Raw genomic sequence first — 25,447 nt, 5'->3', positions numbered from 1 at the left:
GCGATGGACGTCCTGATCCAGATCGTCGCTTCCGGCCTGACGCTCGGCGCCATGTACGCGGTCGCCACCATCGGCCTGTCGCTGGTCTACGGCTCGCTCAACATGCTCAACATGGCGCACGGTGCCATCCTGACGCTCGGCGGCTATATCTGCTACGCGGCCATCGTCCATGCCGGCCTGCATCCGGTGCTCGCGCTTCTTGCCGCAGCATTCGTCTGCGCGCTGGTCGGGCTGCTGATCTATTTCAGCGCGGCGCTGCCGTTGCTCAGGGCCGAGAATTTCGAGACCAACATCTTCATCGCCACGATCGGCATCGGCAGCGTCATCGAGAACCTGATGCTGAAGGGTTTTGGACCCTATCCGATCCCGCAGCCGCTCGCGGTTGGCGGCCAGGTCGTCATCGGCAATGTGCACATACCGCTGCAGAACGTCTTCATCCTCGGCGTCGCCATCGTGCTGATGGTGGCGGTGGCAATCCTCCTGCAGCGCACCAGCGCCGGCCGCGCCATCCGCGCCACCTCGATGAACCGCGAAGCGGCGCAGCTTATGGGCGTCAGGGTCGGCCGCGTCTATGCGCAGGTGCTGGCGCTCTCCGGCGCGCTCGCCGCCGTTTCCGGCATCTTGATCAGCTCGATCGCCACGCTGACGCCGGTGATGGGCGGCGACCCGATGCTGAAAGCCTTCATCGTCTGCGTGGTCGCGGGGTTGGGCAATGTCTACGGCGCCGTGATCGCGGCGATCGCGCTTGGGCTGCTCGAGGCCGCCACCCAATATGTGCTCGGCGTGCGCTGGAGCTTCGCCACCTTGCTGCTTCTGGTCATCCTCGTGCTCATCTGGCGGCCCTACGGCCTGTTCGGCAAACAGCAGGTGGTGCGCCTATGACATCGATCCGCCGCGACATCCTGATCGGTATTATCTGCCTGGCTTTCGCCATCGCGCTGCCGCTCGCCATGCCCGGGCGCTACGTCATCACCCAGTCGACGCTGTTCTTCATCTGGGCGATCGTCGTGGTGCAGTGGAACCTCGTGCTCGGCATAGGCGGCATCTTCTCGCTGGCGCAGATGGCGCTGTTCGCCACCGGCGCCTACGCCACGGCGATGCTGGGCTTTTACTGGAAGGTGCCCATGCTTGCCGCCATCCCGATGGCGGGTGTCATTACCGTCGCGATGGGCCTGCTGATCGGCCTGGCCTGCCTGCGCCTGCGCGGCCCCTACGTGGCGCTGCTGACACTGGCGATCGCGCAGGTCATGTATGTGCTCATCGTCAACGACACCGACTGCTTCACCACCGTCGGCGGCTGCATGCCGCTGTTCGGCGGCGTGCGCGGCATCGGCCAGTTCGGCGATATCGGCCTGCGCGCGCTGTTCCCGTCGAAATGGTACATCGCCCACTATTATGTCGGGCTGGCCCTGCTGGCGGTCGCGGTGACGATTTCGATCGTCGTCATCCGGGGACCGCTCGGCCTGGCCTTCCGGGCGTTACGCGACAATCCGGGCTACGCCATGTCGCGCGGCATCAGCCGTTTCAAATACCAGCTGTGGATCTTCGCGGTCTCCGCCTTCTTCACCGGCATCGCCGGCGGCTTCTACGCCATCCATTTCCGCGTCGTCGGCCCAACGGTCTTTTCCTTCTCGACGCTGCTGTTCCTGATCGCGATGATCGTCATCGGCGGCCTCGGCTCGATATGGGGCCCCCTGCTCGGCGCCGCCGTGCTGATGCTGGCCGACGAAGGCATGCGGGAGTTGTCCGACTACCGCAACATCGGCCTTGGGCTGCTGCTGGCGGTCTTCGTCATCGCATGGCCGAACGGGTTGAGCGGCTGGCTGCAGCGAAGCCGAACCAGCCGCAATTGACGACGGTTTTCATCGCCGCCATCGGCATTCGCGACGGCAAGTGCGCGTGATCTCGATGATAACACCCGGTCTGGACCGGGCATCCTCTGTCACGCTCACCCGCCTGGGCGGCATTTATTTCTCGGCGTAAGTCGGCTTGCCGTCCGCGCCCTTCTTCCATTCGTAGATGACATAGTCGGGGCGCGTGATATCGCCCTTCTCGTCATAGCCGATGTCGCCAATCGCCGTCTTCCACGGGCCGCCTGCCTTGATGGTCGCGGCGACCTTTTGCGCGTCGTCGGCCGAGCCCGCCTTGTCGATCGCGGCGGCGACGATCTGGACCGCCGCGTAGGAGTAGAGCGTGTAGGCTTCCGGCTCGAAACCCGAGGCACGGAACTTTTCGACGATGTCCTTGGCGGCGGGGTTTTTCCGCGGGTCCGGCGAGAAGGTGTTCAAGGTGCCGATAACCGAATCGCCGGCGATCGAGGCAAGCTCGTTCGAGACCATTCCGTCGCCCGAGAACAGCGTCGCCTTCAGACCCTGATCCGCCGACTGGCGCATGATCAGGCCCGCCTCGGTGTGGAGACCGCCGAAATAGATCAGCGTGACGCCGGCCGCCTTCATCTTGGCGATGAGCGCGGAGAAATCCTTGTCGCCGACATTGATGCCTTCATACATCACCTCGGTGATGCCGTCGGCGTTCAGATCCTTCTTCGCGACATCGACGAGGCCCTGGCCGTAGGGCGTCTTGTCGTGGACGATGGCGATCTTGGCGTCCTTGAAATTCGCGGCGATATAGTCGCCCGCGACCTTGCCCTGCTGGTCGTCGCGGCCGCAGGTGCGGAAGGTGTTCCAAAGGCCGCGCTCGGTATATTGCGGATTGGTCGATGCCGGCGATACCTCGAGCACGCCGTTTTCGGCATAGACTTCCGAGGCGGGGATCGACACGCCCGAGTTGAAGTGGCCGACCACATATTTCACGCCGTCCGCGACGAATTTGTTGGCGACCGAAATGCCCTGCTTCGGATCGGAGACATCGTCGCCGATCTCGATCTTGATTTTCTGGCCGAGCACGCCGCCGGCCGCGTTGATGTCGGCGGCCGCCTGTTCCGCACCTTTCTGGAACTGCGCGCCGAAAGCCGCGTTCGGACCGGTGATCGGCCCGGCGACGCCGATGACGATGTCCGCCCAGGCGTTGCCCGCGAAGGCGACAAGCGCGGCCACTGCTACCGCCGACAAAAGATATTTTTTCATATGAGACTCCCATTTTCGTGGTGGGCACTGGTTGCGGCTTCGATGCGATGCCCACGTCCGACGCATCGAGCTGACTTGAATTGGGCGGGCCGGTTTTTGCCGTTGGGCAAGGTCAGGCCCAGGCGAGCGGGTCAGGACATGAGGCCGGAGCAGGCCCCGTCACCAGAGATGTCTTGCCTTCATCCGCACCCAAAATGCCCCGTCTTCAGGGCATATTGGCTGCAAGCGAAGTGGCATACGATGACCGTAAGACCCAGATTTTGTGATCGATTTTGCAATGTTTCGGGAATGCGTCGCTCGCCTGCTAATTCGCGGACGCATTGTCGCGCGGATCGGCGTCGGACGAGGCCTCGCGGCGGAACAAGGCCGGGCTCTTGCCGGTCCATTTGTGGAACGCGCGGTGGAATGCGCTCGGCTCGGAAAAGCCGATGTCGGCGGCGAGATCGGCGACGCTGCGGCTGCCGTTGAGCAGGGCCTCCATCGCCAGGGCCCTGCGCATCTCGTCCTTGATCGAGCGATAGTTCTGACCCTCGGACTGAAGCCTACGACGCAAGGTCGGCGCCTGCATGCGCATGCCGGCGGCAAGCCGCTCGAAGCTCGGCCACGCCGCCGGCGCGGTGGCGTGCAGGCGTCCGCGTATGGCCGCCGAAAGCCCCTCGTCATGCCGGTAGCGCACCAGAATGTTGGCCGGCGCCCCGCGCAGAAATTCGCGCAGCGCGCAGGCGTCGCGGATGACCGGCAGCTTCAGGAATTCGGCGTCGAAGACGAGGCGGCTTTCGGGCTGGTCGAAACGCACCGGCGCGCCGAAGAACAGCCGGTAGTCGCTCCCCGTCGGCGGGATATTGCATTTGAAATCCACCCAGCGGATCGGGAGACGCCGGCCCACCAACCAGCAGTTCACGCCGTGGACGATGATCCAGAAGGTGCGATAGGCGAAGGCCGAGCGCAGCGGCCCGGAATCGCTCAGTCTGATTTCGGCGAGGCCGTTGCCGAAGGTCAGCTCGCCATGCGGATCGTCGAGCACGGCGCGCAGGAAGCGCAGGCCCCTGCGCAAGGCATGCTCCAGCGTCTCGGTGGTGAGCAGCGCCTGGCAAAGCAGCGCGAAACTGCCGGCCCGCATCGGTCGAGCGCCTTCGCCGAAGAACTCGTCATCCATCTCGTGCGCGACGGCGTGCCAGAGCGCGCCATATTGTTCGGCCGAGATCGGCTCGGAAATCACCGACGGCAGCCCGACGCGAGCCAGCAGAGGCTCCACCTCGACGTTGTGGCGGCGAAGGCATTCGAGCGTGTCGTCCATGAAACAGGGGGCGATCATCCGGCGCTGCATCGCGTAGGGCTCCGTCCTCCTTCTGCCTGCGTTCGACCTGGCTAGCGCTCGCCCCGATCGAATGTGGCGGCGCCGACACCTTGCTGGCGCAGCGCGGTCCTGGCGATCTTTTCCGTCGGCGTTCGCGGAAGCGGCGTGTCGGTGATCTCGATGTAACGCGGCACCATGTGGCGCGGCGCCATTGCCCTGAAATGCGCCAGCAGGTCGGCCGCCCCCAGCGTGGAGCCAGGCCGCCGCTGGGCCACGACCATGATGTCTTCCTCGGTGAACTCCGACGGGATGCCGAATGCGGCGCTTTCGACGATGTCGGGGTGCTTTTCGGCGACGGTCTCGACCTCGTAGGCGGAGATGTTCTCGCCGCGCCGCCTGATCGCCTCGTTCAGCCGGTGCTTGAAATAGAGCCAGCCATCCTCGTCCAGGCAACCGGCGTCGCCGGAGTGATACCAGAGGTTCCGGAGCGTCTGCACCGTCTTGGCGTCCGCCCGGTAATAGCCGGAAAACATGCTCCAGTTCTTGCGCGGGCGCGATACGATCTCGCCGACGGACCCATGCGGCAGGGGCCGGTCCCGCTCATCGACGATCGCCACCTCCCAATCGGGGTGCGGGCAGCCGCAGGAGCCCGCCTTCGTATTCCCCACTGTGTCGAGGGTGACGAAACCTGTCTCCGTCTGCCCATAGCCGGTGACGAGTTGCATGCCGAAGCGCCGCTCGAACGCTTCCTTGTCCGGCACCATGGGAATGCACTGGCATATGCGCACCGGATTGGCGCCGTCGCCATCGGACGGCGGCTGGCGCGAAAGGATGACCGCCATGGCGCCGAGCAGGTTCGTCGCCGTGGCGCCGCTTTCGCGCACCTGGTCCCAGAACCGCGACGCGCTGAAACCGTCGACCAATGTCGTGCGGGTGCCGTAGATCAGCGGCAGGTAGACGCCGAACATCTGCGCGTCGGTGTGGAACAGCGGCAATGCCGAGAAATAGCTGTCGCCGGCCGTGTAGCCGAGATTGAGCGCCATCGCCGCGGCCCAGGAATAGCAGTGATGATGGGACATCAATGCGCCCTTGGCCGGACCGGTGGTGCCCGAGGTGTAGAGGATCGCCATCGGGTCGGAATAGTGGATGTCGGCGAGGTCGAAATCCGGCTGCCCGGCCATGCATTCCTCGAAGCCGACGATGCGGCCGATCCGGATGCCGGCCGCCCGGGCTTCGCTCGGATCGACGCCGACCAGGATGAGGGTGCGCAGGTCCGGCAGGCGGTCCTGGACCCTGGCGAGCTCGTCCAGCGCGTTGGCCTCGGCGACCAGGACTTCGGCGCCGCAATTGTTCAGATTGTGGCAAAGCAGGTCGCCCTTCAGGCCCGGATTGCTGGGCACCTCGATGGCGCCCAGGCTCGATACCGCGAACCACATCGCGACCAGCTCGAAACAATTGGGCAACAGCATCGCCACACGATCGGACTTGCCGATGCCAAGGGCGCGAAGACCTCGCGCCAATCGCCCTGAAGCGATCTGCATCTCCTCGAAGCCGGCGGAGCGTCCGCAAATGTCAATGAAAGGGCTGTCGCCCAGGCGCTCGGCCTGCATGCGCAGGATCTTGGGCAGCACCCGGTTCTCCAGATCGTCGTCATGCTGGCCGGGGATGTAGAAAGACGGGGCGCGTTCGAGCATGGTCATGGATCAAAAATTCTTTGCCCGCGCCTGCGCATCGGGGGAAAGGAAACCGCTCACCGTGGCCCTGGTCTCGAGCGCCATCGCATCGGCCAGGGAAGAGTGGAAGCCGTTGTTGATGGCATGCTTGATGTCTGCCACGGCTCCTTCCGGACGCTCCGCTATCGCCAAAGCGAGTTTTTCCGCCTCGTCCAGCAACTGCGCCTCGGGAACGAGTTTCCAGGCGATGCCGACCTCGAGCGCTTTCCTGGCATCGTGCTTCTCGCCCAGGATCATCAGTTCCTTGGCGACCTGCGGCCCGGTCTGCTTGGTCAACAGGGCGGTGACGCCACCTGTGACGAACAGCCCGTAGCTGACTTCGGGAAAGAACCAGCGCGCATTGTCGGCGAACAGCGTGAAGTCGCAATTCACCGCCCATTCGAGCGCGCCTCCGACGCACCAGCCATGCACCGCGGCAATCACGACCTTGCGCGACTGCATGATCTGCAAAGTGATGTTCTGGATGGCGTCCACCCAGGCCTGCGTCGTGGCCTCGGAAGTGGTCTGGGAGTCGAGATCCTTGAGGTCGTCGCCGGAGCAGAAGGCGCGTCCTCCGCCGTGCAGGATGACGGCACGGATCGACGGGTCCGCTTCGGCTCGCGCCAGCGCCTCGGACAGGTCGTCGACGAGCTGCCTGTTCATGGCGTTGAGCCGTTCGGGACGGTTGAGCTTGACCCAGGCGATTGCGCCGTCGTGCCTGGAAATGACTGCGCCCATCTTGGCATCGCCCATCTTGGCGTTCCTCCTCAAACGATCATCGGTTCGGCGTAAGCGCCCCAGACCTCGCGCAGCGCGGCGCAGATCTCGCCAAGCGTCGCCTTCGCCTTCACGGCCTCGATGGTCTTCGGCAAAAGATTGACGTCGTCGGATCTCGCCTGCTCGGCGAGTTCCTTCAGCAGTTGCCGGACACGGGCGTTGTCACGGTCCGCCCGCGCCGCTTGGAGGCGATCGATCTGCAACTGCGTGCACGCTTCGTCATAAGGATGGATGTGCACTTCGGCCGATCGGCTGGTCTCGTCGACGTACCGGTTGACGCCGACCGAGATCTTTTCGCCGGCATCGATCTTCTGGAACGTGACGTAAGCCGAGTCCGCGAGCTTCTGCTGGAACCAGCCGTCCTCGACCAGTTTCACGGCGCCGCCGCGCTCGTCGACTTCGTCCAGCAGCTTCCAGATTTCCGTCTCCATGTCGCGGGTGAGGCGCTCGATGAAATAGGAGCCGCCGAGCGGATCGATCACGGAGGTCACGTTGATCTCGTCGCGGATGATCTGCTGGGTGCGGATGGCCAGCTTCATGGCCTCTTCGGTCGGGATGGCGAAGGCTTCGTCGAGACCGTTGGTGTGCATGCTCTGGCAGCCGCCCAGCACGGCGCCGAGCGCCTGGATGGCCGTGCGCATGAGATTGTTATGGTGCTCGACCTTGGTCAGGCTCATCGCCGCGGTCTGCACATGCACCCGCAGCCGCATGGACTCCGGCTTCCTAGCCTTGAAGCGCTGCGCCATGATCTTGGCGTAGACCCGCCTTGCCGCCCTGAACTTGCAGATCTGCTCGAAGAAGTCCTGGTGGCTGATGAAGAAGAAGGACAACCGAGGCGCGAAGTCGTCGATGTCCATGCCGGCGCCGGTGACCTCCTCGCAATAGGCGATGGTGAAGGCCATGATGAAGGCGATCTCCTGCAGCGCGTTGCCGCCGACATCCGAGAGGTGATAGCCGCTGAGGCTGATCGGATTGATCTTCGGCGTCGCCCTGGCGCTGTACATGATGAGGTCGCGCAACAGCCTCACCGCGGGACGTACCGGATAGATCCACTCCTTCTGCGCCACATACTCCTTCAGCGGGTCCGCCTGCAGCGTGCCCGCCAGCTTGTGGAGGTCATAGCCGCGCCGTTCAGCGACGGAGACATACATGGCGTAGACCACCCAGGCCGACGGATTGATGGTGAGCGAGACCGAGATCTTTTCGAGATCTATTCCGTCGAACAGCCGGTCGACATCATCGACGGTGTCGATGGCGACGCCGACGCGCCCGACTTCGCCGAAGGCCCTCGGATCGTCCGAGTCCAGGCCGAGCAGCGTCGGCAGGTCGAAATCGGTGGAGAGCCCGGTCTGACCGGTCTGGATCATGTATTTGTAGCGCTGGTTGGTGGCCTCGGGATTGCCGAAGCCGGCGACCTGCCGGATGGTCCAAGGCCGGCCGCGATACATCGTCGGATAGGCTCCGCGGGTGAAGGGATAGGCGCCGGGAAAACCCAACTCGTCGGCGGGAATGTCGGCGATGTCGGCGGCTGTGTAGACGCGCTTCAGCGGAATGCCGCATTCGGTCGCGTAGGCCGGCTTTTCCTCGGGCCTGCTGCCGAGCGCGGTGGCGAGTTCCTTTTCCTCCCACGCGGCCTGCTTTTCGCGGATGTCCTCGATCGCGGTTTGCGAGAACAGGTTCATGTCGCTTGCCCCTCGTTCGTCCAGCCGAGCAGAAGGCGGGCCGCGCCGGCGGGGTCCATGTCCCTGTTCACGACGGCCTGGATGTGCTCTCCGACCTCGCCGGCCCGCTCATCGAACTTGCGCTGGAAAAGATATTTGGCCGCGCCGAGAATCCGCGTCCGGCAAATGCCCCGCTGCCGCTCGGCCAGCTCGCCGCTGTCGCGCAGATGCGACCAGTGCCTGGAGATGGCGTCCTTCAGCTCGCCGATCCGCTCGCCCGAGACCGCGCTGACCGGCAGGACCGGCGGCGTCCATTTCGACCCCGTCCGTTCGGTACCGAGGGTCATCATGCCGCGCAGGGCCGAAACGGTCGCCGCCGCTTCCGGCTTGTCGGCCTTGCTGACGACATGGATATCCGCGATTTCGAGAATGCCGGCCTTGATCGCCTGTATGTCGTCGCCAAGGCCAGGCGCCGAAAGAACGACGATGCTGTGCGCCGCCGTCACGACTTCCACCTCGTCCTGGCCGACGCCGACGGTCTCGATGATGATGGGCGAGTAGCCGGCGGCGTCAAGGACATCGACCGCCTGCAGCGTCGAACGGGCAAGGCCGCCCAGATGGCCGCGCGTCGCCATGCTGCGGACGAAAGCCTGCGAGGACGAGGCCGCCTCGCTCATGCGCACCCTGTCACCGAGGATCGCGCCGCCGGAGAACGGGCTGCTCGGATCGACGGCGACGACGCCGACCTTGTGCCCCTCCGACGCGAATGACCGGATGAGAGAAGACACAAGCGTGGACTTGCCGGCTCCCGGAACGCCGGTGATACCGACGACATGCGCCTTGCCGGTATGCCCGTAGATCTCCGCCAGCGCGGGCGCTGCTTCCGGATAGCCGGCCTCGGCGCGGGTGATCATGCGGGCGATGGCCGCGACGTTGCCCGCGAGGATTTCGGGCACGAGCTCGATCGAGGGCCTGTATGCCGCGCGCCTCACCGGTCTCGAGGGCGTGAAGACGGTCATACGCGGCCACGAGCGGCGATCAGGTCCCTGATCGTCGTCACGATCAGTTCGGCCCGCGCCTCCTGCGGCACGATCGCGTCGACGCCGCTGTCCCACAAAGCGGCATAATCCTGCTCTGGAATAACCCCGCCGGCGACGACGACGATGTGGTCGGCCTTCTGCTCGCGCAGGCAGCGCCCCAATTCCCGGAACAACGGAACATGAGAGCCGGAAAGGAGGCTGACGCCGATGACGTCGACATCCTCCTGGACCGCCGCCGCCACGACCTCGTCCGGAGACTTGTAGAGGCCGGTGTAGACGACCTCCATGCCGGCATCGCGCAGGATCCGCGCGACCACCTTGGCGCCCCGATCGTGCCCGTCCAGCCCGAGCTTGGCGACAAGCACGCGGATGGTGCCGGTCATCGCGTCCCGGTCCGGCGCATCGCCCGGCGCCTGTTCGGTCATGTCCGCTTCGTTCATCGGTCGCCGTCCGTCACTCTGCAGCCATGCGGCCGCCGCTGGCGGACAGCACCGCTTCGATGGCGTCGCGGATCGTGCGCAATCCGAGGTCGAGCTCTTCCTCGGAAATCGTCAGCGGCGGAGCGATGCGGAACACGCCGCCCATGCCCGGAAGCTTGACGATGTTCATGCTCAGTCCGCGCTTGAATGCTTCCGCGGCAATTTTCGCGCCGAGCTCGTGATCGGGCTCGCGGCTCTCTCCGTTCTTGACGATCTCGACCCCCAGCATCAGGCCGCGGCCGCGCACGTCGCCGACGCACTCGAAGCGCTGCTTCAGGTCGGACAGGCCGTCGAAAAGCCTTCTTCCGAGATGGCGCGCGCGCTCGACAAGGCGCTCCTCTTCCACGACATCGAGCACGGTCACGCCAACGGCGGCCGGCAGCGGATCGGATACATGGGTGGTGTAGAACAGGAAGCCCCGCTCATGCGCCGCTTCCTCGATCTCGGCCGTCGTCATGACCGCCGCCAGCGGTAGGCCGGCGCCGATGGTCTTCGACAGAGTGAGGATGTCCGGCGTGACGCCGTCGCGCTGGAAGGCGAACATGTCGCCGGTGCGGCCGACGCCGGTCTGCGCTTCGTCGAGGATGAGCAGCATGCCGCGTTCGCGGCATTTCTGCTTCAGCGCCGCGAGATAGCCCTGCGGCAGCTCCAGCATGCCGCCGCTCGACAGGATCGGCTCGGCGATGAAGGCCGCGAGGTTGCCGGTCGACTGGCTGTCGACAAGGGCGAAGGCATCGTCGAGCTCGGTTGCCCAGTCGAGCGAGCCGTCGGCTTTCTTGAAGCGTGGGCGAAAGCTGTTCGGCGGGGGAATCGCGATCGAGCCGACCGCCGCGGGACCGTAGCCCTTGCGCCCGGCGCTATAGGTGGCGGAAGCCGCAACGCCGGTCATGCCGTGCCAGCTTTTGGAGAACGCGACGATCTCGTGCTTGCCGGTCACCAGCTTCGCCATGCGGATGGCCGCCTCGTTCGACTCCGCGCCCGTCGAAAGCAGGAGCGCCCTGTCGAGGCCGGGCGCCAGCGCGGCGAGGCGCTCGGCAAGCTCGACAACCGGGCGGGACAGCATGCCGCTGAAGAGATGCGCGACCGTTTCGACCTGGCGGCGCACCGTCGCGACGATCCTCGGATGCGCATGCCCGAGCAGCGCGCTCATCTGGCCGGAGGTGAAGTCGAGTATGGGCCGGGCATCGGCGTCGTAGACGAACGAGCCTTCGGCCCGCTCGATGATGGCGGGCTCGAAGGCGCCGCCATATCGGATGAGGTGCTTTCGCGCCGCCGACCAGAAGGCATTATCCAGATTTCTTGACATCTCGCAGCCTCGCCAAAACGCAGGCCCGAAGATTAGCGTCTGGCGCTACAGCAGTAAAATTGATAGATATCGGACTCCGATATCAATGGAATTGATATGCCCCTCGATCTCAGATTGCTGTCGACCTTCGTCCGCGCGGCGCATTCGGGAACGCTCAGCGCCACCGCCGTGCAAGTCGGGCGCACGCAATCGGCGGTGACGATGCAGATACAACGGCTCGAAGACGCGCTCGGCGGCCAGAATCTCTTCCATCGAAGCGGCAGCGGCGTCCGCCTCACCGGCAGCGGCGAGCGCTTCCTTGCCTATGCCGAGCGCATCCTCAAAATCCACGATGAGGCGGTTTCGGCTTTCTCCGGCAAGGGCCTGCAGGGATCGATCATTTTCGGCAGCCCGGAAGACTATTTGAGCGCCTTCTTTCCCACGCTCTTGAGAAGCTTCGGAAGCCTTTATCCGGACATCGAGATCAAGGTCGTGTCGGCGCCGACCGTCGAACTGCACAATCTGCTGCATGCGCGCCAGGTCGATCTGGCGCTCGTCTCCATTCCGGACGCGAGCGCCTCCAGGGAAGTCGTGCGCACGGAAGCGATGGTCTGGGTCGGCAGCAAGCCGACATTGGAGCTGCACGAGTTCGGCGAGACCGTGCCGCTGGCGCTGCCGGCATCGAACGCGATGGACCACAAGGCCGCCTGCGATGCCATGTCCCGCGCCGGGCTGCGCTACAAGATATCCTATGCCAGCAACAGCCTCACCGGCCTGATAGCGGTGGCGCGCTCCGGCCTTGCGATAAGCGTGATGACGCAGAGGGCCGTCCCGTCGGATCTCTTCATCCTCAACGCGCCGCTTCCGAGATTGTCCCGGCTCGGCGTTCTGGTCGCCTTCGCCGAGACCACGAGGTCGCCGGCCGTCGAGGCGTTTGCCAGCCACATCCGGGGTGTCCTGCCGTCACTGTAATCGACTTGCCCCCGTCAAAATGGGGCGAGCAATGCTCCAACCATCAATTGGCTCTCCCAGAGATAACCAATCCCCGCTAGATAGCGGTCGCATCGGACGAGTTATCGGGAGCAAAAATGATCTTACTGACGAGAGCTGTGGTTCAGCCCTGGAATTGCGACATGATGGGCCACATGACGACGCGGTTCTACGTCGCCTTTTTCGACGACGCCATCAACATCCTGCTCGGCCAGGCGACCGGATGGGCGCCGACGACGCCCGAATGGGCCGACAGGGGATGGGCGGACGTCCGGCACGAGATCGACTTCGTCGGCGAGGTGGCGTCCGGGGTCATCGTGGAAATCTTCGGCACGATCCGCGCTATCGGCCGCACGTCCATCCAGACGGACTACGAGATGCGCAGGCTGCATGGCGGCGAGCTCGCGGCGAAGCTCACCGCCAAGACGGTCTTCTTCAACCTTGCGGAGCGGAAATCCACCCCGCTGACGGAGCCCATGCTTGAACGCCTGAAATCCTGGATGCCGACCACTGCTGTGCCTGGTCACAACGGCGCCTGACGCCGGCGGCGGCTCGACTGGCGGGGCGACCACGCCGGCCTCCTTCCCGGGTCAGGCGCCGCTCCACATCGGATCCGGCACCACCACCAGCTTGCCGACGAAGTCCTTGCTCATGAAGTCGGTCTGGGCCCGGTGGAAATCCGACAGCTTATAAACGCCGCCGACCAGCGGCTTGATCTTCTTTTCCTCGATGTAGCGGACGATACGGCGGAAGTCGGCCCGCGTGCCCTGGCTCGAACCGTGGAGCTGCAGCTGCTTCAGATACATGGTGCGGAGATCGAGCTGCACCACCGGTCCGGCAATTGCGCCCGCCGTGGTGTAGCGGCCTTCGGGCCGCAGGATACGCAGCAGGTCGTTGAAGATCGCGCCGCCGACCAGATCGGCGACCACGTCGATGGGCTGGCCATTCGTCGCTTCGTTGACGGCGGTGAGCAGGTCGGCCACGCCGCGCGTGATCACCTTCTCGGCGCCGATGTCGAGCACGGCCTGCTCCTTGCCCCTGCCGGCCACCGCGTAGGGGATGGCGCCGCGTGCCCGAGCCAGTTGCACGATGCCGGAGCCGACGCCGCCCGATGCGCCGGTGACCAGCACACGCTCGCCGGCCTTCAGCGCGGCGCGTTCCAGCATCTGCTCGCCGGTGAGATAGGCGCAGCAGAAGGTGGCAAGCTCGACATCGCTCAGATCAGTGTCGACGACATGCGCGTTCTCAGCCGGCAGCGCCTGGTATTCGGCATAACCGCCGTCGCGGCCATGGCCCATATAGTCGATGTCGGCCAGCGAATCGTCGTCGCGATTGTAGATCGAGAAGTCGACCATGACACGCTCGCCGATGCGGTCGGCAGGCACGCCGTCGCCGACTGCGACGATGGCGCCGACCGTGTCGGTGCCCTGGATGCGCGGGAAGGTGAGCGTGTTGCCTTGCCGGCGCCAGGTCGACACGGCAGCCGCATCCTCCTCCGTGCCATAGGCGCCCTGGCGCACCCAGACATCGGTGTTGTTCATGCCGCAGGCGCTGACCTTGACCAGGACCTCGCCGGCGGCCGGCGCGGGCACCTTCACATCGGTGCGGTAGACGAGTTTCTCCAGGCCGCCATGGGCCGTAAGCTGCACGGCGGCCATCGTGGCGGGGACGGTTCTGGTCATCGCATTCATGTCACTTCTCAGATGTCGCTTCTCAGATACTGGCAAACACGCTGTTCACCGCGTCGGCGGTCTTTGCGACGATGATGTCGGCCTCCTCGCGCGTCAGGCAGAGCGGCGGGGCGAAGCCGAGGATGTCGCCCTGCGGCATGGCGCGACCGATGACGCCACTTGCCGCGAGCGCCGTGGCGATCTGCGGTCCGACCTTCAGCGCCGGATCGAAGAAGACACGGTCGTCGCGGTCCTTCACGAATTCGATCGCGGCCAGCATGCCGTCGCCGCGCACCTCGCCGACATTCCGGTGTCTGCCGACGGCCTTGGCGAGCTCGGCGCGGAAGTAACCGCCGGTCTCGCCGGCGTTCTTCACCAGGTCCATCTCGTCGATCAGTTCGAGATTGGCGACACCGGCGGCAACGCAGATCGGATGCGCCGAATAGGTCCAGCCATGGCCCAGCGAACCGAGCTTGTCGGAGCCTTGCACCAGCACCTGCCACATCTTGTCGGCGACGATGACGCCCGACAGCGGCGCATAGGCCGAGGTCAGGCCCTTGGCGATGGTGATCAGGTCCGGCTTGATGCCGTAATGGTCGGAGCCGAACATGGTGCCAAGGCGACCGAAGCCGGTCACCACCTCGTCGGCGACGAGCAGCACGTCGTATTTGTTCAGCACGGCCTGGATCTTCTCCCAATAACCGGCCGGCGGCGGCACGATGCCGCCGGTGCCGAGGATCGGCTCGCCGATGAAGGCCGCGACCGTGTCCGGACCTTCGGCGAGGATCATCTCCTCGAGCTTGTCGGCGCAATGTTGCGAGAACTGCTCCTCGCTCATTGAGCGGTCGGCGCGGCGGAAATAATAGGGCGCCTCGGTGTGCAGGATCGGCGCGCGCGGCAGGTCGAAGGCGTTGTGGAACAGCTCGAGCCCGGTCAGCGAACCGGTCATGACGCCCGAGCCATGATAGCCGCGCCAGCGCGAGATGATCTTCTTCTTCTCGGGCCGGCCCAGCACATTGTTGTAGTACCAGATCAGCTTGATGTTGGTTTCATTGGCATCTGAGCCTGAGAGGCCGAAATAGACTCGGTTCATGCCCTTCGGCGCGCGGTCGATGATCATCTTGGCCAACGTGATCGAGGCTTCGGTGCCGTGCCCGACATAGGCGTGATAGTAGGCGAGGTTCCTGGCCTGCTCGGCGATAGCATCGGCGATCTTCTGGCGGCCATAGCCGACATTGACGCAATAGAGGCCGGCGAAGGCATCGATGCTCTTCTTGCCGGTGTTGTCCCAGACGGTGACGCCTTCGCCGCCGGCCATGATGCGGGCCGGCGATTCACCGCGCGCATGCGTGCCCATATGCGTCGAGGGATGGAAGAAGTGGTCGCGGTCCCAGGCGGAGAGTTCGTTGGATTGTTCGAGCATTTTTTGACTCCTTGTTCGGATCCTGTCGGCGCGCTCAGGCAACGTCCAGGCAAAGGTATTTCAGATCGGTGAAGGCTTCGAGCCCGTGGCGCGAGCCCTCGCGGCCGATGCCGGACTGCTTGACACCGCCGAAGGGGATCGGCGCGCCGGTGATCTTGACCCGGTTGATCGCGACCATGCCGTACTCCAGGGCGCGGCCCATGCGCGCCTGGCGACCACCGTTTTCGGTGACGACATAGGCGACCAGGCCATATTCCGTGGCATTGGCGCGGGCGACGACTTCCGCCTCGTCGTCGAACGGCGTCACCGCGGCGACCGGGCCGAAGGTTTCTTCGCGCATGATCAAAGCCGGGTCCGGCACATCGGCGAGCAGCGTCGGCTGGTAAAACAGCGGCCCGGCAGCGTGGCGCTTGCCGCCGGTCAGGCAGCGCGCGCCGTGGGTGAGCGCATCGGCGACTTGCTCCTCCACTTTCTTGACGGCACGTTCGTGCATCAGAGGCCCGACATCGGCATCCACGGATAGACCGTTACCTACATGGAGTTGCTCGACGCGGCGGGCAAAAGCGGCGCAGAAGCGATCATAGATCGGCCGCTGGACATAGATGCGGTTGGCGGCAAGGCAATCCTGGCCGGAGGTTGCAAATTTGGCATCCAGCGCAATCGTGACGGCCTTGTCGATATCGGCGTCGTCGAACACGATCAGCGGCGCATGGCCGCCGAGTTCCATCACCAGCCGTTTCATGGTCGCGGCACTTTGCGCGGCGATCAGACGGCCGACCTCGGTCGATCCGGTGAAGCTCATGGCGCGAACGCGGGCGTCGGCGCACATCGCCGCGACGATCGTGCGCGCATCGCCGGTGACGACGTTGAAGACGCCTGCCGGCAGCCCGGCGCGCTCACCGAGCTCGGCCAGCGCCAAAGCCGACAGCGGCGTTTCCGAGGACGGATGCGCCACGATGGTGCAGCCGGCGGCAAGCGCTGCGGCGGCCTTACGGGTGAGCATGGCCGACGGAAAATTCCACGGCGTCACGACGCCGACCACACCGAGCGGCTCGCGGCGCACCGACATCTCGGCATTCGGCAGATGGCTGGTTACACTTTCGGCGTTGTGGCGCTTCGCTTCCTCAGCATACCATTCGACGAAGGAGGCGGCGTAGTCGATCTCGCCGAGCGACTCCTTCAGCGGCTTGCCCTGCTCAAGCGTCATCAGCAGCGCGAGGTCGTGCTTGGCGGCGATGATCAGATCGAACCATTTCCGCAAGATCTTCGAGCGCTCCTGCGGCAGCGCCGAGCGCCAGGCCGGCAAGGCGCGGGATGCGGCGTTGATTGCCTTTGTCGTCTGATCGGCATCGAGCGCGGCCACGAAGGCGACGGTAGCGCCGGTGGCCGGATCGGTAACCTCAAAACTTGCCGCCGCTTCGCTCGCCGTCCAGTGGCCGTCGACATAGGCGAGCGCACGCAGCAGCCGGCGATCGGCGAGCCGGTCTAGCGCTTCATGGTGGTTGGTGCGGGCAAAATGCGCGGACATCGGCGTCTCCATTCGATGCCGAAGCATCAACCGTGTCGGGCAAAGAATGGGACTGTTTCAGCGGCTGTTGATAGAGAGATTGTCTCTATTGGCGCGCGGAAGCAGACGAACTCTCTAGCTGGCCGGCCAGCAGGCGGCGCCGAACCGTGAAAATTGGCCGAGCCTCTTCAAAGTCGTCATCCACGGGCGAAGCAAGGAGCGAAGCGACGCGGTGTAGACCCGAGGATCCATTCCGTGACGTTGAGGCGTTGCGACGATGCAGAATTCTGCTCCGCAGCACCCTACGTGAAAGTCACGGAATGGATCCTCGGGTCTGCGCTCCGCTTCGCGTCGCTCCGCCCGTGGATGACGATGGCGCTTTCATTGATCGGGCAGCAGGTCGGCCACAGGCAGCACCGTCTCGTCCTTGACCGTCTTGGTGACGATGTAGGTGAAGTAGCGGTCGATGCCGATCTCACGTTCGAGCAGGCTGTCGACCAGCCGCTGGTAGGCATCGATGTCGCGCGCCATCACCTTCAGGACATAGTCGACGCCGCCGCCCACCGACCAGCAGGCGACGATCTCCGGAACATCGCGCACGACCCGCTCGAACCGATCGAAGTCCGCCTGGCGGTGGTTGGCCAGGGTCACCTCCATCAGCACCGTCGCCACCGGCGCGATAGCGCGCATGGCGATCGCGGCGTGGTAGCCGGACACGATGCCGGCTTTCTCCAGCTTGCGCAGCCGCATCCAGCACGGCGTCGGCGAGAGGCCGACCTTCTCGGCCAACGCCAGCTTGGTGATGCGCCCGTCGCGCTGGATCGCGTCGAGAATCCTGAGGTCGATCGGGTCGAGTTTCGTTGCCGCCATGCGGGATTCGCCTTTCGTCGCGGACACCATGACGATGCATTATTTCGATTGTCAATTGCACTGATTTGGCTCTCTAATAAGTCATGACATTGTGGCAGCCAGATCCTGCTCTCATCCGCCGACCGGCCTATCTCTCGCTGGCCGACCAGTTCGCGCGCGCCATTCATGACGGGCGGCTCGCCAACGGAACGCGGCTGCCGACGCACCGCCGCCTCGCGGACGATCTGAAACTTTCGGTGCAGACCGTCAGCCGCGCCTATGAGGAACTGATCCGGCGCGGTCTTATTTCCGGCGAGGTCGGTCGCGGCAGTTTCGTGCAGACGCAGCGCCGGGAACCGGAGCCGCCCTATATTCCGGAACGGCTGGGCGAAGTCATCGACCTCTCGATCTTGAAGCCGGTCTGCGAACCGATGCATTTGGAGAAATTGAAGCAGGCGCTGGGCTGGCTCGCCGAGAACCTGCCTTCGAGCTCGGCGCTGTCTTTCCGGCCGAACATGGTGTTTCCGCGCCACCGCGCCGTTGCGGTCGAATGGCTGAGGCTCTGCGGGCTGGAGGCATCGCCACAGAATGTCAGCCTCACCAATGGCGCCACCGCCGGCATGACCGTGGCGCTGATGAGCGTGGCGCCGCCCGGCTCGACCGTCGCCACGGAGGCGATCGGTCACCACACGCTGATCCCGCTCGCCCGCTATCTCGGCTTCAACCTCGAAGGCCTGCCCATCGACGGCAACGGGCTGATCCCCGAAGCGCTCGACGAGGCCTGCCGCCTGTCAGACATTCGCGCAGTCTTCGTCCAGCCATCGGTGATCAACCCGACGGCGACCTTGATGGACGCCACCCGTCGCGAGCAGATTGCGGCGGTTGCCCGCAAGCACGACATCGCCATCATCGAGAACGACGTGCTCGGCCCGCTAGTCGAAGGCCGGCCGCCGGCGGTTGCCGCCTTTGCGCCGGAGCGGACGCTCTACGTCACCTCCTTCACCAAGATCGTCGTGCCCGGCCTGCGCATCGGCTACCTCGCGGTGCCGGACCGCTATGCCGCCGCCGTCGCCAACCGCCACCTCGTCTCGAACTGGATGGCGACGCCGATGGTGGCCGAGATCGCGACGCGTTGGGTGAGCGACGGCACCGCGATGGAACTGGTCAACTGGCAGCGCCAGGCGTTGAAGCGGCGCCAGGAGATTGCCGCCGAAATGCTGGCAGGCGTCGACTATCGCGTCCACCGCGACGGGCTGCATCTGTGGCTCGAACTGCCGGGCGACCGCGCCGAGGAGAGCTTCGTCGCGCAGGCGCGCCTGCGCGGGGTGGCGATCGCGCCGGGCACCTCGTTCCGCATCGCCAACACGCCCTGGCATCCGGCCGTGCGTATCTCGCTCGGATCGACCACGGAGGGGGAACTGCGGGCCGGCCTGAGCGTTGTCGCCAAGCTGTTGCTCGGCGATCCGGAGCATCTCCTGCTCGCCATCTGATGCACAAATGGAGCTCAGATTGCCCTGAAATTGTGCCGCGCTGGAAATATTGTCATGATATTATTTTCCCAATTGACATGATTTAGCACGTTTCGCATCGTTAAGGGCATAGGCTTCTCCAGACGAGGACATGGATTGCCCGCGCCCATCATCAAGGTCGATGCGATTTCCAAGAGCTTCGGCGCCTTCAAGGTGCTGGACGGCCTGTCGATGCAGGTCATGCCGGGCGAGAAGCTGGCGCTGATCGGTCCGTCCGGCTCAGGCAAGACGACGATCCTGCGCATCCTGATGACGCTGGAGAAGATCGACGGCGGCCATATCCAGGTCGATGGCGAGCAGCTCTACCACATGGAGCGCAACGGCCAGCTGCTGCCGGCCGACGAGCGGCATCTGGCCAGGATGCGTCAGAAGATCGGCATGGTCTTCCAGCTCTTCAATCTGTTTCCGCACAAATGCGTCATGGACAATGTGACCCTGGCGCCGATGCTGACCAAGCGCGTCGCGCGCGCCGCCGCCGAGAAGCGGGCGATGGAACTGCTCGACATGGTCGGACTCGCCGACAAGGCGAAGGCGATGCCGGCGCAACTCTCCGGCGGCCAGAAGCAGCGCGTGGCGATCGCAAGGGCGCTGGCGCTGTCGCCCAAGATCATGCTGTTCGACGAGATCACCTCGGCGCTCGACCCGGAGCTCGTCGAGGAAGTGCTCAACGTCATGCGCAAGCTCGCCGCCGAGACCGACATGACGATGCTGCTCGTCACCCATGAGATGGGCTTCGCCCACGACTTCGCCGACCGCGTGCTGTTCTTCGACCGCGGCAGGATCGTCGAGGAAGGCAAGCCCGATGAGATTTTCCGCCATCCCAAACAGGAAAGAACGCAAAGCTTCCTGAAGAAGATCATCGCGGCCGGACATCGCGTCTGACCGCAATGCAAACGGGCGGCGTAAGCCGTCCACGGGCGGCCAACGGCCGTCCCGAACCAGGCAAACCAAGAAGACAAACAAGGAGTTGGGAACAATGAAGAAACTTGGCATTCTGGCTGGCGTCGCCGGCCTCGCGCTGACCTCCATGCTCGCCGCCACCAGCGCGGGTTCGGCCGACGACAGCAAGCTCGAGCAGTTGAAGGCGCAGGGCTTCGCCCGCCTCGCCATCGCCAACGAGCCGCCCTATACGGCGGTGGCCGCCGATGGCAAGGTTTCGGGCGCGGCTCCGGATGTTGCGCGCGAGATCTTCAAGCGGCTTGGCGTCGCGGATGTCGTGGCCTCCATCTCCGAATATGGCGCCATGATCCCCGGCCTGCAGGCGGGCCGCTTCGACGTCGTCACCGCGGGCCTGTTCATGAAGCCGGAGCGCTGCGCGGCGGTCGCCTATTCCGAGCCGGTGCTTTGCGATGCCGAGGCGCTCCTGGTGAAGAAGGGCAATCCGAAGGGCTTCAAGAGCTATGAGGACATCGCCAAGGATACGTCGGCGACCGTCGGCGCGCCTGGCGGCGGCACCGAGGAGAAGCTGGCGCTGAACGCCGGCGTGCCGCGCGACCGCGTCATCGTCGTGCCGGACGGCCAGAGCGGTCTGAAGATGGTGCAGGACGGCCGCATCGACGCCTATTCGCTGCCGGTGCTCTCGATCAACGACCTGGTCAAGAAGGCCAACGACCCGAACCTCGACGTCATCGCCCCGGTGGTCGGCGCGCCGGTCTATTGCGACGGCGCCGCCTTCAAGAAGGGCGACGAGGCGCTGCGCGATGCCTATGACGTCGAGCTCGCCAAGATGAAGAAGTCCGGCGAGTTCGCCAAGATCATCGAGCCCTACGGCTTCTCGGCCGCGGCCGCGATGTCGACGACGCGCGAGAAGCTCTGCTCGGCGAAGTAAACGCTCTTTTGCCTTCTCCCGCCTACGGGAGAAGGTGGCTCGAAGAGCCGGATGAGGGGCGGCGCAGCATTTCAAGGTTCGCGCTGCCCCTCATCTGCCTACCCGTCCTACGCAGCAGCTGCGCTGAAGCTACGGAGGGTAAACCGGCATCTTCTCCCCGTTAACGGGGAGAAGGAAGCTAACCGCAAACGTTGGAACCCCATGACCCAGTGGTCCGGCTATCTCGGCCTGATATTGCAAGGAGCGCTTGTCACCATCGAGCTGACGCTGATGGGGTCGGTGCTTGCTCTGATCATGGCCTTCCTTGCCGGCATGGGGCGCGTGTCGCGCTTCTTCATCGTGCGCGCGATCGCCACCGTCTACATCGAATTCTTCCGCGGCACCTCGATCTTCGTGCAGTTGTTCTGGGCCTATTTCGTGCTGCCTTTCGCCGGCCTGTCGCTGACGCCGCTGCAGGCGGGCGTGCTGGCGCTGGGCTTGAATGTCGGCGCCTACGCGGCGGAAGTGGTGCGCGGCGCCATCCTGTCGGTCGGCCGCGAGCAATACGAGGCCTGCACGGCGCTCAATCTCGGCCGCTGGCAAGGCATGCGCCACGTAATCCTGCCGCAGGCGCTGCTGGTCATGCTGCCGACCTTCGGCAACAACGCGATCGAGCTGCTCAAGGCGACGTCGGTCGTGTCGCTGATCTCGCTCGCCGACCTGACCTTCCAGGCGCAGGTGGTGCGCTCGCAGACCGGCAGCACACTGATGCCCTTCGTCTCCGTGCTGGTCATCTATTTCGCCCTCGCGCTGATCGTCTCCTGGGGCGTTCGCACGCTGGAACGCCGCATGGCGCGCGGCCTTGATGGGGTGCGTGTCTGATGGACTGGGATTGGAACTTCGTCTGGGAGATCATGCCTACCCTGATCCAGGGGGTGAAGATCACCATCCTGGCGACGGTGCTCGGCTCGATCCTGGCCGCAATCGTGGGGCTTGGGATCGCGCTGGCGCGGCGCTCGGAGAACCGGATGGTCGCACGCGGGGTCGGCTGGTTCGCCGAGTTCATCCGCGGCACGCCGCTCCTGGTGCAGCTCTATTTCATCTTCTACGTGCTGCCCGACATCGGCATCCTGTTGCCACCGCTGGTGGCGGGCGTCATCGGGCTTGGCCTGCATTACGGCACCTACACGGCCGAGGTCTATCGCGCCGGCATCGACAATGTGCCGCGCGGCCAGTGGGAAGCGGCCAAGGCCTGCAATCTCAATGGCCGCCACACCTGGACGCATATCATTCTGCCGCAGGCGATCCCGCCGATGATCCCCGCCTTGGCCAACTATTTTATCGCCATGTTCAAGGAGACGCCGCTGCTTTCGGCGATCACGGTGCTGGAGCTGATGAACCAGGCCAAGAGCGTCGCCAACACCTATTACCGCTACATCGAACCGATGACGCTGGTCGGCGCCTTCTTCCTCGTCATCAGCCTCTGCTCCGTCGTGCTCTTGCGCTGGCTGGAGCATCGCTACGGCAGGATCGAAAGATGAAAGTCATGAACGCATTGCCCGACATCCGCCTCGAAACGGCGCACCCCGCGCTGGACGCGCGTCCGCTGCAAAAGCGCGTCGGGCTGATCGCCCTGGCCACCGATCACACCAGCGAGGTGGATTTCCGCCGCATGGTGGCGAGCGAGCGCGTCGGCGTCTATGTCGCGCGCATCCCCTATGCCAACCCGACCACGCCGGAAAATCTGCGCAAGATGCAGCCGTCGCTTTCGGCGGGCGCGGCACTCATCCTGCCGGACGAGCCGCTCGATGCGATCTGCTACTCCTGCACCTCCGCCTCCGTGGTGATCGGCGATGCCGAGATCGAAGCTGCCATCCAGGCGGCCAAGCCAGGCGTTCCCGTCGTCACCCCGCCGATGGCCGGCATACGCGGCCTGAACGCCTTCGGCGTGAAGCGCATCAGCATCCTCACGCCCTACACCGTCGAGACCAGCCGGCCGATGGCAGCCTATTTCGCGTCACACGGCTTCGACATCCAGAGCTTCTCTTGCCTCGGCTTCGAGGACGACCGCGAGATGGCGCGGATCACGCCGGTGTCCCTCGTCGAGATGGCGCGCAAAATCATGCACCCCCAGGCCGATGCGCTGTTCGTCTCCTGCACCGCGCTGCGCGCCGCGCTCGCCGTTCCCGGCATGGAAGAGGCGATCGGGCGTCCGGTCGTCACCAGCAACCAGGCCAGCGCCTGGAACTGCCTGCGGCTGTGCGGCGACGACAAGCCGCGACCGGAGTTCGGCCGGCTGTGGACCAAGCCTCTGGCGCAGTGATCGAAATGCCAGTTACGCTTCAGCATATTCGCGCAGCGCGCGAACGCATTGCCGGCAAGGTCGAGCGGACACCCTGCGTGCTGTCGCAAAGCCTGTCGGAGCGCACCGGCAGCCCGGTTCATCTCAAGCTGGAACACCACCAGACCACCGGCGCGTTCAAGCTGCGCGGCGCCTCCAACGCCATCGCCGCGTTGAGCGCAAAAGAAAGATCGCGCGGCGTCGTCGCCGCCTCGACCGGCAATCACGGCCGCGCGCTGGCGCATGCGGCGAAGCTTGAAGGCATCCGCGCGGTGATCTGCATGTCGAAGCTGGTGCCGCAAAACAAGCTCGACGCCATCCGCCGCCTCGGCGCGGATGTCCGCATCGTTGGCAACAGCCAGGACGATGCCCAGCAGGAGGTCGACCGCTTGGTGGCCGAGGAAGGGCTGGTCATGCTGCCGCCCTTCGACCATCCCGGCATCATAGCCGGCCAAGGCACGCTTGGCCTGGAGATCATGGAGCAGGTTCCAGATACCGCGGCGGTGCTGGTGCCGCTCTCCGGCGGCGGGCTGGCGTCCGGCGTCGCGGCGGCGGTCAAGGGGGTGAGCCCAGGCACCAAAGTCATCGGCATCTCGATGGCGCTGGGTGCCGCGATGAAAGCCAGCCTCGATGCCGGCCGCCCGGTGCAGGTCGAGGAACTGCCGACATTGGCGGATTCGCTCGGTGGCGGCATCGGCCTCGACAACCAGCTGACCTTCGCCATGTGCCGGGACCTGCTCGACGACGTCGTCCTGCTTGCCGAGGACGAGATCGCCGCTGGCATCCGCCATGCCTATGAGCAAGAGCGCGAGATCGTCGAGGGCGCGGGCGCCGTAGGCATGGGCGCGCTGCTTGCCGGTAAGGCCAAAGTGAGCGGCCCAACTGTTCTGATCCTCTCCGGTCGCAATATCGATATGGGCCTGCATCGCCGCATTGTCTGCGGCGACCCTGCACTGATGGAGCGCGTTGCATGAGCCGCATGACCATCCTCACCGAGGCGGAATTGCGCAAGATCGTGACACTCGATCTCGAAGCGGTCGCCTGTATCGAGAACGCTTTTCGCGCCCTGGCCACGCTGCCGGTGGCGATGCCGCCGATTCTGCGGCTCGACATTCATGAGCATCGCGGCGAGGTCGACGTGAAGTCCGCCTATGTGCCCGGCATAGACGGTTTCGCGGTCAAGATAAGCTCCGGTTTCTTCGACAATCCGACGCTGGGCCTGCCGAGCGGCGGCGGCATGATGGTGCTGCTTTCGGCAAAGACCGGTGTGGTCGAGGCGCTGCTGCTCGACAATGGCTATCTGACCGATATCCGCACCGCCGCCGCTGGTGCGGTCGCGGCCAAGCATCTGTCGCGCGAAGACTCCAAGGTCGCGGCGATCTTCGGCGCCGGTTTGCAAGCCAGCCTGCAATTGGAAGCGCTGCGGCTCGTGCGGCCGATCGAGGAAGCGCGCATCTGGGCGCGCGACGCCGCCAAGGCGGAGGCGACCGCCGCGCGCTTGCGCAAGAAACTGGGCATTGCCGTGCGGGCCGAGCCGGATGCGGCGAGCGCGGCAGCGGAAGCCGACATCATCGTCACCACGACGCCTTCGATCGAACCACTCATCAAGCCCGGCTTCGTCTCCGCCGGCCAGCACATCACCGCCATGGGCTCGGACGCCGAGCACAAGAACGAGATCGCGCCGGCGATCCTGCGCATGGCCGACCTATATGTCGCCGACAGCGCCAAGCAGACGCGGCGCCTGGGCGAGCTTCACCACGCCATCGAGGCGGGCGTGATGACAGCCGACGCCGAGGTCACGGAGCTCGGCCAGATCATTGCCGGCGAGAAACCCGGCCGGCGCTCGGCAAGCGACATCACCATCGCCGACCTCACCGGCACCGGCGTGCAGGACACCGCAATCGCCACTTTGGCTCGCGACCGTGCGCGCGCCACCAATGCCGGGCTCAATTTCGAAAGTTGATGCTGGCCGCCAGGCCCAACAAACGAGGACA

At 65.0% G+C, this 25,447-nt stretch carries 24 protein-coding genes; 12 read left to right on the top strand and 12 right to left on the bottom strand.

What is annotated here, in order from left to right:
* Nucleotides 1-3 precede the first annotated feature (3 nt).
* Together FJW07_RS02940 and FJW07_RS02935 are read left to right on the top strand one after the other, a co-directional pair.
* A complete protein-coding gene (locus tag FJW07_RS02940; protein WP_140706215.1) occupies nucleotides 4-882 on the top strand; it encodes a branched-chain amino acid ABC transporter permease in 879 nt (292 codons plus the stop codon).
* The gene (locus FJW07_RS02935) at nucleotides 879-1,853 is read left to right on the top strand and encodes a branched-chain amino acid ABC transporter permease (protein WP_140854316.1); all 975 of its coding nucleotides are present in this window, start codon (nucleotides 879-881) and stop codon (nucleotides 1,851-1,853) included. The genes FJW07_RS02940 and FJW07_RS02935 overlap by 4 nt, the downstream gene beginning before the upstream one ends.
* Nucleotides 1,854-1,967: 114 nt before the next feature.
* Here the strand turns inward: FJW07_RS02935 and FJW07_RS02930 are convergent, their stop codons facing one another.
* The 8 genes from FJW07_RS02930 to FJW07_RS02895 all read right to left on the bottom strand — a co-directional run bounded on the left by FJW07_RS02930 (nucleotide 1,968) and on the right by FJW07_RS02895 (nucleotide 11,358).
* On the bottom strand, nucleotides 1,968-3,086 hold the full coding sequence (locus FJW07_RS02930; protein WP_140706217.1) for a branched-chain amino acid ABC transporter substrate-binding protein: 1,119 nt from the start codon (nucleotides 3,084-3,086) through the stop codon (nucleotides 1,968-1,970).
* Nucleotides 3,087-3,390: 304 nt separating this feature from the next.
* On the bottom strand, nucleotides 3,391-4,413 hold the full coding sequence (locus tag FJW07_RS02925) for an AraC family transcriptional regulator (RefSeq protein WP_140854314.1): 1,023 nt from the start codon (nucleotides 4,411-4,413) through the stop codon (nucleotides 3,391-3,393).
* A 41-nt stretch (nucleotides 4,414-4,454) separates the two neighbouring features.
* Nucleotides 4,455-6,083, bottom strand: coding sequence for an AMP-binding protein (locus FJW07_RS02920; RefSeq protein WP_140854312.1), 1,629 nt, complete (start codon nucleotides 6,081-6,083; stop codon nucleotides 4,455-4,457).
* A gap of 3 nt (nucleotides 6,084-6,086) precedes the next feature.
* Nucleotides 6,087-6,848 carry an enoyl-CoA hydratase/isomerase family protein gene (locus FJW07_RS02915; protein WP_246680632.1) on the bottom strand — a complete coding sequence of 254 codons (762 nt, stop codon included), beginning with the start codon at nucleotides 6,846-6,848 and terminating at the stop codon, nucleotides 6,087-6,089.
* Between the two features lie 14 nt (nucleotides 6,849-6,862).
* Entirely contained in the window at nucleotides 6,863-8,554 is a 1,692-nt protein-coding gene (locus FJW07_RS02910; RefSeq protein WP_140854310.1) for a methylmalonyl-CoA mutase family protein, read from the bottom strand.
* Nucleotides 8,551-9,525 carry a methylmalonyl Co-A mutase-associated GTPase MeaB gene (gene meaB / locus FJW07_RS02905; protein ID WP_246680631.1) on the bottom strand — a complete coding sequence of 325 codons (975 nt, stop codon included), beginning with the start codon at nucleotides 9,523-9,525 and terminating at the stop codon, nucleotides 8,551-8,553. Before meaB ends, FJW07_RS02910 begins: the two co-directional genes overlap by 4 nt.
* 23 nt (nucleotides 9,526-9,548) lie before the next feature.
* Complete coding sequence (locus FJW07_RS02900; protein ID WP_181182555.1) at nucleotides 9,549-9,956, bottom strand: cobalamin B12-binding domain-containing protein; 408 nt, start codon at nucleotides 9,954-9,956, stop codon at nucleotides 9,549-9,551.
* Nucleotides 9,957-10,026: 70 nt separating this feature from the next.
* A complete protein-coding gene (locus FJW07_RS02895; protein WP_140643230.1) occupies nucleotides 10,027-11,358 on the bottom strand; it encodes an aspartate aminotransferase family protein in 1,332 nt (443 codons plus the stop codon).
* 96 nt (nucleotides 11,359-11,454) lie between these two features.
* Here FJW07_RS02895 and FJW07_RS02890 point away from each other — a divergent pair, with 96 nt between their 5' ends.
* Together FJW07_RS02890 and FJW07_RS02885 are read left to right on the top strand one after the other, a co-directional pair.
* On the top strand, nucleotides 11,455-12,309 hold the full coding sequence (locus FJW07_RS02890) for a LysR family transcriptional regulator (RefSeq protein ID WP_246680630.1): 855 nt from the start codon (nucleotides 11,455-11,457) through the stop codon (nucleotides 12,307-12,309).
* Nucleotides 12,310-12,425: 116 nt separating this feature from the next.
* Nucleotides 12,426-12,866, top strand: coding sequence for an acyl-CoA thioesterase (locus FJW07_RS02885; RefSeq protein ID WP_140782128.1), 441 nt, complete (start codon nucleotides 12,426-12,428; stop codon nucleotides 12,864-12,866).
* 51 nt (nucleotides 12,867-12,917) lie between these two features.
* On the opposite strand, the gene FJW07_RS02880 is transcribed toward FJW07_RS02885, so the two are convergent.
* From FJW07_RS02880 to FJW07_RS02865, 4 genes are all read right to left on the bottom strand, one after another.
* Nucleotides 12,918-14,018: an alcohol dehydrogenase family protein gene (locus FJW07_RS02880; RefSeq protein WP_140854305.1), complete on the bottom strand. Its 1,101-nt coding sequence runs from the start codon at nucleotides 14,016-14,018 to the stop codon at nucleotides 12,918-12,920.
* 22 nt (nucleotides 14,019-14,040) lie between these two features.
* Nucleotides 14,041-15,420: an aspartate aminotransferase family protein gene (locus FJW07_RS02875; protein ID WP_140854303.1), complete on the bottom strand. Its 1,380-nt coding sequence runs from the start codon at nucleotides 15,418-15,420 to the stop codon at nucleotides 14,041-14,043.
* A 34-nt stretch (nucleotides 15,421-15,454) separates the two neighbouring features.
* On the bottom strand, nucleotides 15,455-16,948 hold the full coding sequence (locus FJW07_RS02870; protein ID WP_140854301.1) for an NAD-dependent succinate-semialdehyde dehydrogenase: 1,494 nt from the start codon (nucleotides 16,946-16,948) through the stop codon (nucleotides 15,455-15,457).
* Nucleotides 16,949-17,308: 360 nt separating this feature from the next.
* Nucleotides 17,309-17,797 carry an Lrp/AsnC family transcriptional regulator gene (locus FJW07_RS02865; protein WP_140643242.1) on the bottom strand — a complete coding sequence of 163 codons (489 nt, stop codon included), beginning with the start codon at nucleotides 17,795-17,797 and terminating at the stop codon, nucleotides 17,309-17,311.
* Nucleotides 17,798-17,880: 83 nt separating this feature from the next.
* On the opposite strand from FJW07_RS02865, the gene FJW07_RS02860 reads away from it, so the two are divergent.
* The 8 genes from FJW07_RS02860 to FJW07_RS02825 all read left to right on the top strand — a co-directional run bounded on the left by FJW07_RS02860 (nucleotide 17,881) and on the right by FJW07_RS02825 (nucleotide 25,416).
* The gene (locus FJW07_RS02860; protein WP_140854299.1) at nucleotides 17,881-19,266 is read left to right on the top strand and encodes a PLP-dependent aminotransferase family protein; all 1,386 of its coding nucleotides are present in this window, start codon (nucleotides 17,881-17,883) and stop codon (nucleotides 19,264-19,266) included.
* Nucleotides 19,267-19,401: 135 nt separating this feature from the next.
* Nucleotides 19,402-20,187: an ectoine/hydroxyectoine ABC transporter ATP-binding protein EhuA gene (ehuA, locus tag FJW07_RS02855; protein WP_140854297.1), complete on the top strand. Its 786-nt coding sequence runs from the start codon at nucleotides 19,402-19,404 to the stop codon at nucleotides 20,185-20,187.
* A 94-nt stretch (nucleotides 20,188-20,281) separates the two neighbouring features.
* Nucleotides 20,282-21,133 (top strand): ectoine/hydroxyectoine ABC transporter substrate-binding protein EhuB, encoded by an 852-nt coding sequence (gene ehuB, locus FJW07_RS02850; RefSeq protein WP_140643249.1) that lies wholly within the window; start codon nucleotides 20,282-20,284, stop codon nucleotides 21,131-21,133.
* Nucleotides 21,134-21,334: 201 nt separating this feature from the next.
* Complete coding sequence (gene ehuC / locus FJW07_RS02845) at nucleotides 21,335-21,994, top strand: ectoine/hydroxyectoine ABC transporter permease subunit EhuC (RefSeq protein ID WP_140854295.1); 660 nt, start codon at nucleotides 21,335-21,337, stop codon at nucleotides 21,992-21,994.
* A complete protein-coding gene (gene ehuD, locus FJW07_RS02840; protein ID WP_140643319.1) occupies nucleotides 21,994-22,653 on the top strand; it encodes an ectoine/hydroxyectoine ABC transporter permease subunit EhuD in 660 nt (219 codons plus the stop codon). The genes ehuC and ehuD overlap by 1 nt, the downstream gene beginning before the upstream one ends.
* 5 nt (nucleotides 22,654-22,658) lie before the next feature.
* Nucleotides 22,659-23,435, top strand: coding sequence for an ectoine utilization protein EutA (gene eutA, locus FJW07_RS02835; RefSeq protein WP_140643321.1), 777 nt, complete (start codon nucleotides 22,659-22,661; stop codon nucleotides 23,433-23,435).
* A gap of 5 nt (nucleotides 23,436-23,440) precedes the next feature.
* Entirely contained in the window at nucleotides 23,441-24,427 is a 987-nt protein-coding gene (gene eutB, locus FJW07_RS02830) for a hydroxyectoine utilization dehydratase EutB (RefSeq protein WP_181182537.1), read from the top strand.
* A complete protein-coding gene (locus FJW07_RS02825) occupies nucleotides 24,424-25,416 on the top strand; it encodes a cyclodeaminase (RefSeq protein WP_140854293.1) in 993 nt (330 codons plus the stop codon). Before eutB ends, FJW07_RS02825 begins: the two co-directional genes overlap by 4 nt.
* Nucleotides 25,417-25,447: the final 31 nt, after the last annotated feature.

Source organism: Mesorhizobium sp. B3-1-9 (genome assembly GCF_006439595.1).
Classification (GTDB): Bacteria; Pseudomonadota; Alphaproteobacteria; order Rhizobiales; family Rhizobiaceae; genus Mesorhizobium.
The sequence above is the reverse complement of the archived record's forward strand: the minus strand, read 5'-3'. Positions and strand labels throughout refer to the sequence as shown.

Coding starts and splice junctions, on each gene's coding strand:
- FJW07_RS02940 (WP_140706215.1), top strand. CDS start 4: ATGGACGTCCTGATCCAGATCGTCGCTTCCGGCCTGACGCTCGGCGCC.
- FJW07_RS02935 (WP_140854316.1), top strand. CDS start 879: ATGACATCGATCCGCCGCGACATCCTGATCGGTATTATCTGCCTGGCT.
- FJW07_RS02930 (WP_140706217.1), bottom strand. CDS start 3,086: ATGAAAAAATATCTTTTGTCGGCGGTAGCAGTGGCCGCGCTTGTCGCC.
- FJW07_RS02925 (WP_140854314.1), bottom strand. CDS start 4,413: ATGCAGCGCCGGATGATCGCCCCCTGTTTCATGGACGACACGCTCGAA.
- FJW07_RS02920 (WP_140854312.1), bottom strand. CDS start 6,083: ATGACCATGCTCGAACGCGCCCCGTCTTTCTACATCCCCGGCCAGCAT.
- FJW07_RS02915 (WP_246680632.1), bottom strand. CDS start 6,848: ATGGGCGATGCCAAGATGGGCGCAGTCATTTCCAGGCACGACGGCGCA.
- FJW07_RS02910 (WP_140854310.1), bottom strand. CDS start 8,554: ATGAACCTGTTCTCGCAAACCGCGATCGAGGACATCCGCGAAAAGCAG.
- FJW07_RS02900 (WP_181182555.1), bottom strand. CDS start 9,956: ATGACCGGCACCATCCGCGTGCTTGTCGCCAAGCTCGGGCTGGACGGG.
- FJW07_RS02895 (WP_140643230.1), bottom strand. CDS start 11,358: ATGTCAAGAAATCTGGATAATGCCTTCTGGTCGGCGGCGCGAAAGCAC.
- FJW07_RS02890 (WP_246680630.1), top strand. CDS start 11,455: ATGCCCCTCGATCTCAGATTGCTGTCGACCTTCGTCCGCGCGGCGCAT.
- FJW07_RS02885 (WP_140782128.1), top strand. CDS start 12,426: ATGATCTTACTGACGAGAGCTGTGGTTCAGCCCTGGAATTGCGACATG.
- FJW07_RS02880 (WP_140854305.1), bottom strand. CDS start 14,018: ATGAATGCGATGACCAGAACCGTCCCCGCCACGATGGCCGCCGTGCAG.
- FJW07_RS02875 (WP_140854303.1), bottom strand. CDS start 15,420: ATGCTCGAACAATCCAACGAACTCTCCGCCTGGGACCGCGACCACTTC.
- FJW07_RS02870 (WP_140854301.1), bottom strand. CDS start 16,948: ATGTCCGCGCATTTTGCCCGCACCAACCACCATGAAGCGCTAGACCGG.
- FJW07_RS02865 (WP_140643242.1), bottom strand. CDS start 17,797: ATGGCGGCAACGAAACTCGACCCGATCGACCTCAGGATTCTCGACGCG.
- FJW07_RS02860 (WP_140854299.1), top strand. CDS start 17,881: ATGACATTGTGGCAGCCAGATCCTGCTCTCATCCGCCGACCGGCCTAT.
- ehuB (WP_140643249.1), top strand. CDS start 20,282: ATGAAGAAACTTGGCATTCTGGCTGGCGTCGCCGGCCTCGCGCTGACC.
- ehuC (WP_140854295.1), top strand. CDS start 21,335: ATGACCCAGTGGTCCGGCTATCTCGGCCTGATATTGCAAGGAGCGCTT.
- ehuD (WP_140643319.1), top strand. CDS start 21,994: ATGGACTGGGATTGGAACTTCGTCTGGGAGATCATGCCTACCCTGATC.
- eutA (WP_140643321.1), top strand. CDS start 22,659: ATGAACGCATTGCCCGACATCCGCCTCGAAACGGCGCACCCCGCGCTG.
- eutB (WP_181182537.1), top strand. CDS start 23,441: ATGCCAGTTACGCTTCAGCATATTCGCGCAGCGCGCGAACGCATTGCC.
- FJW07_RS02825 (WP_140854293.1), top strand. CDS start 24,424: ATGAGCCGCATGACCATCCTCACCGAGGCGGAATTGCGCAAGATCGTG.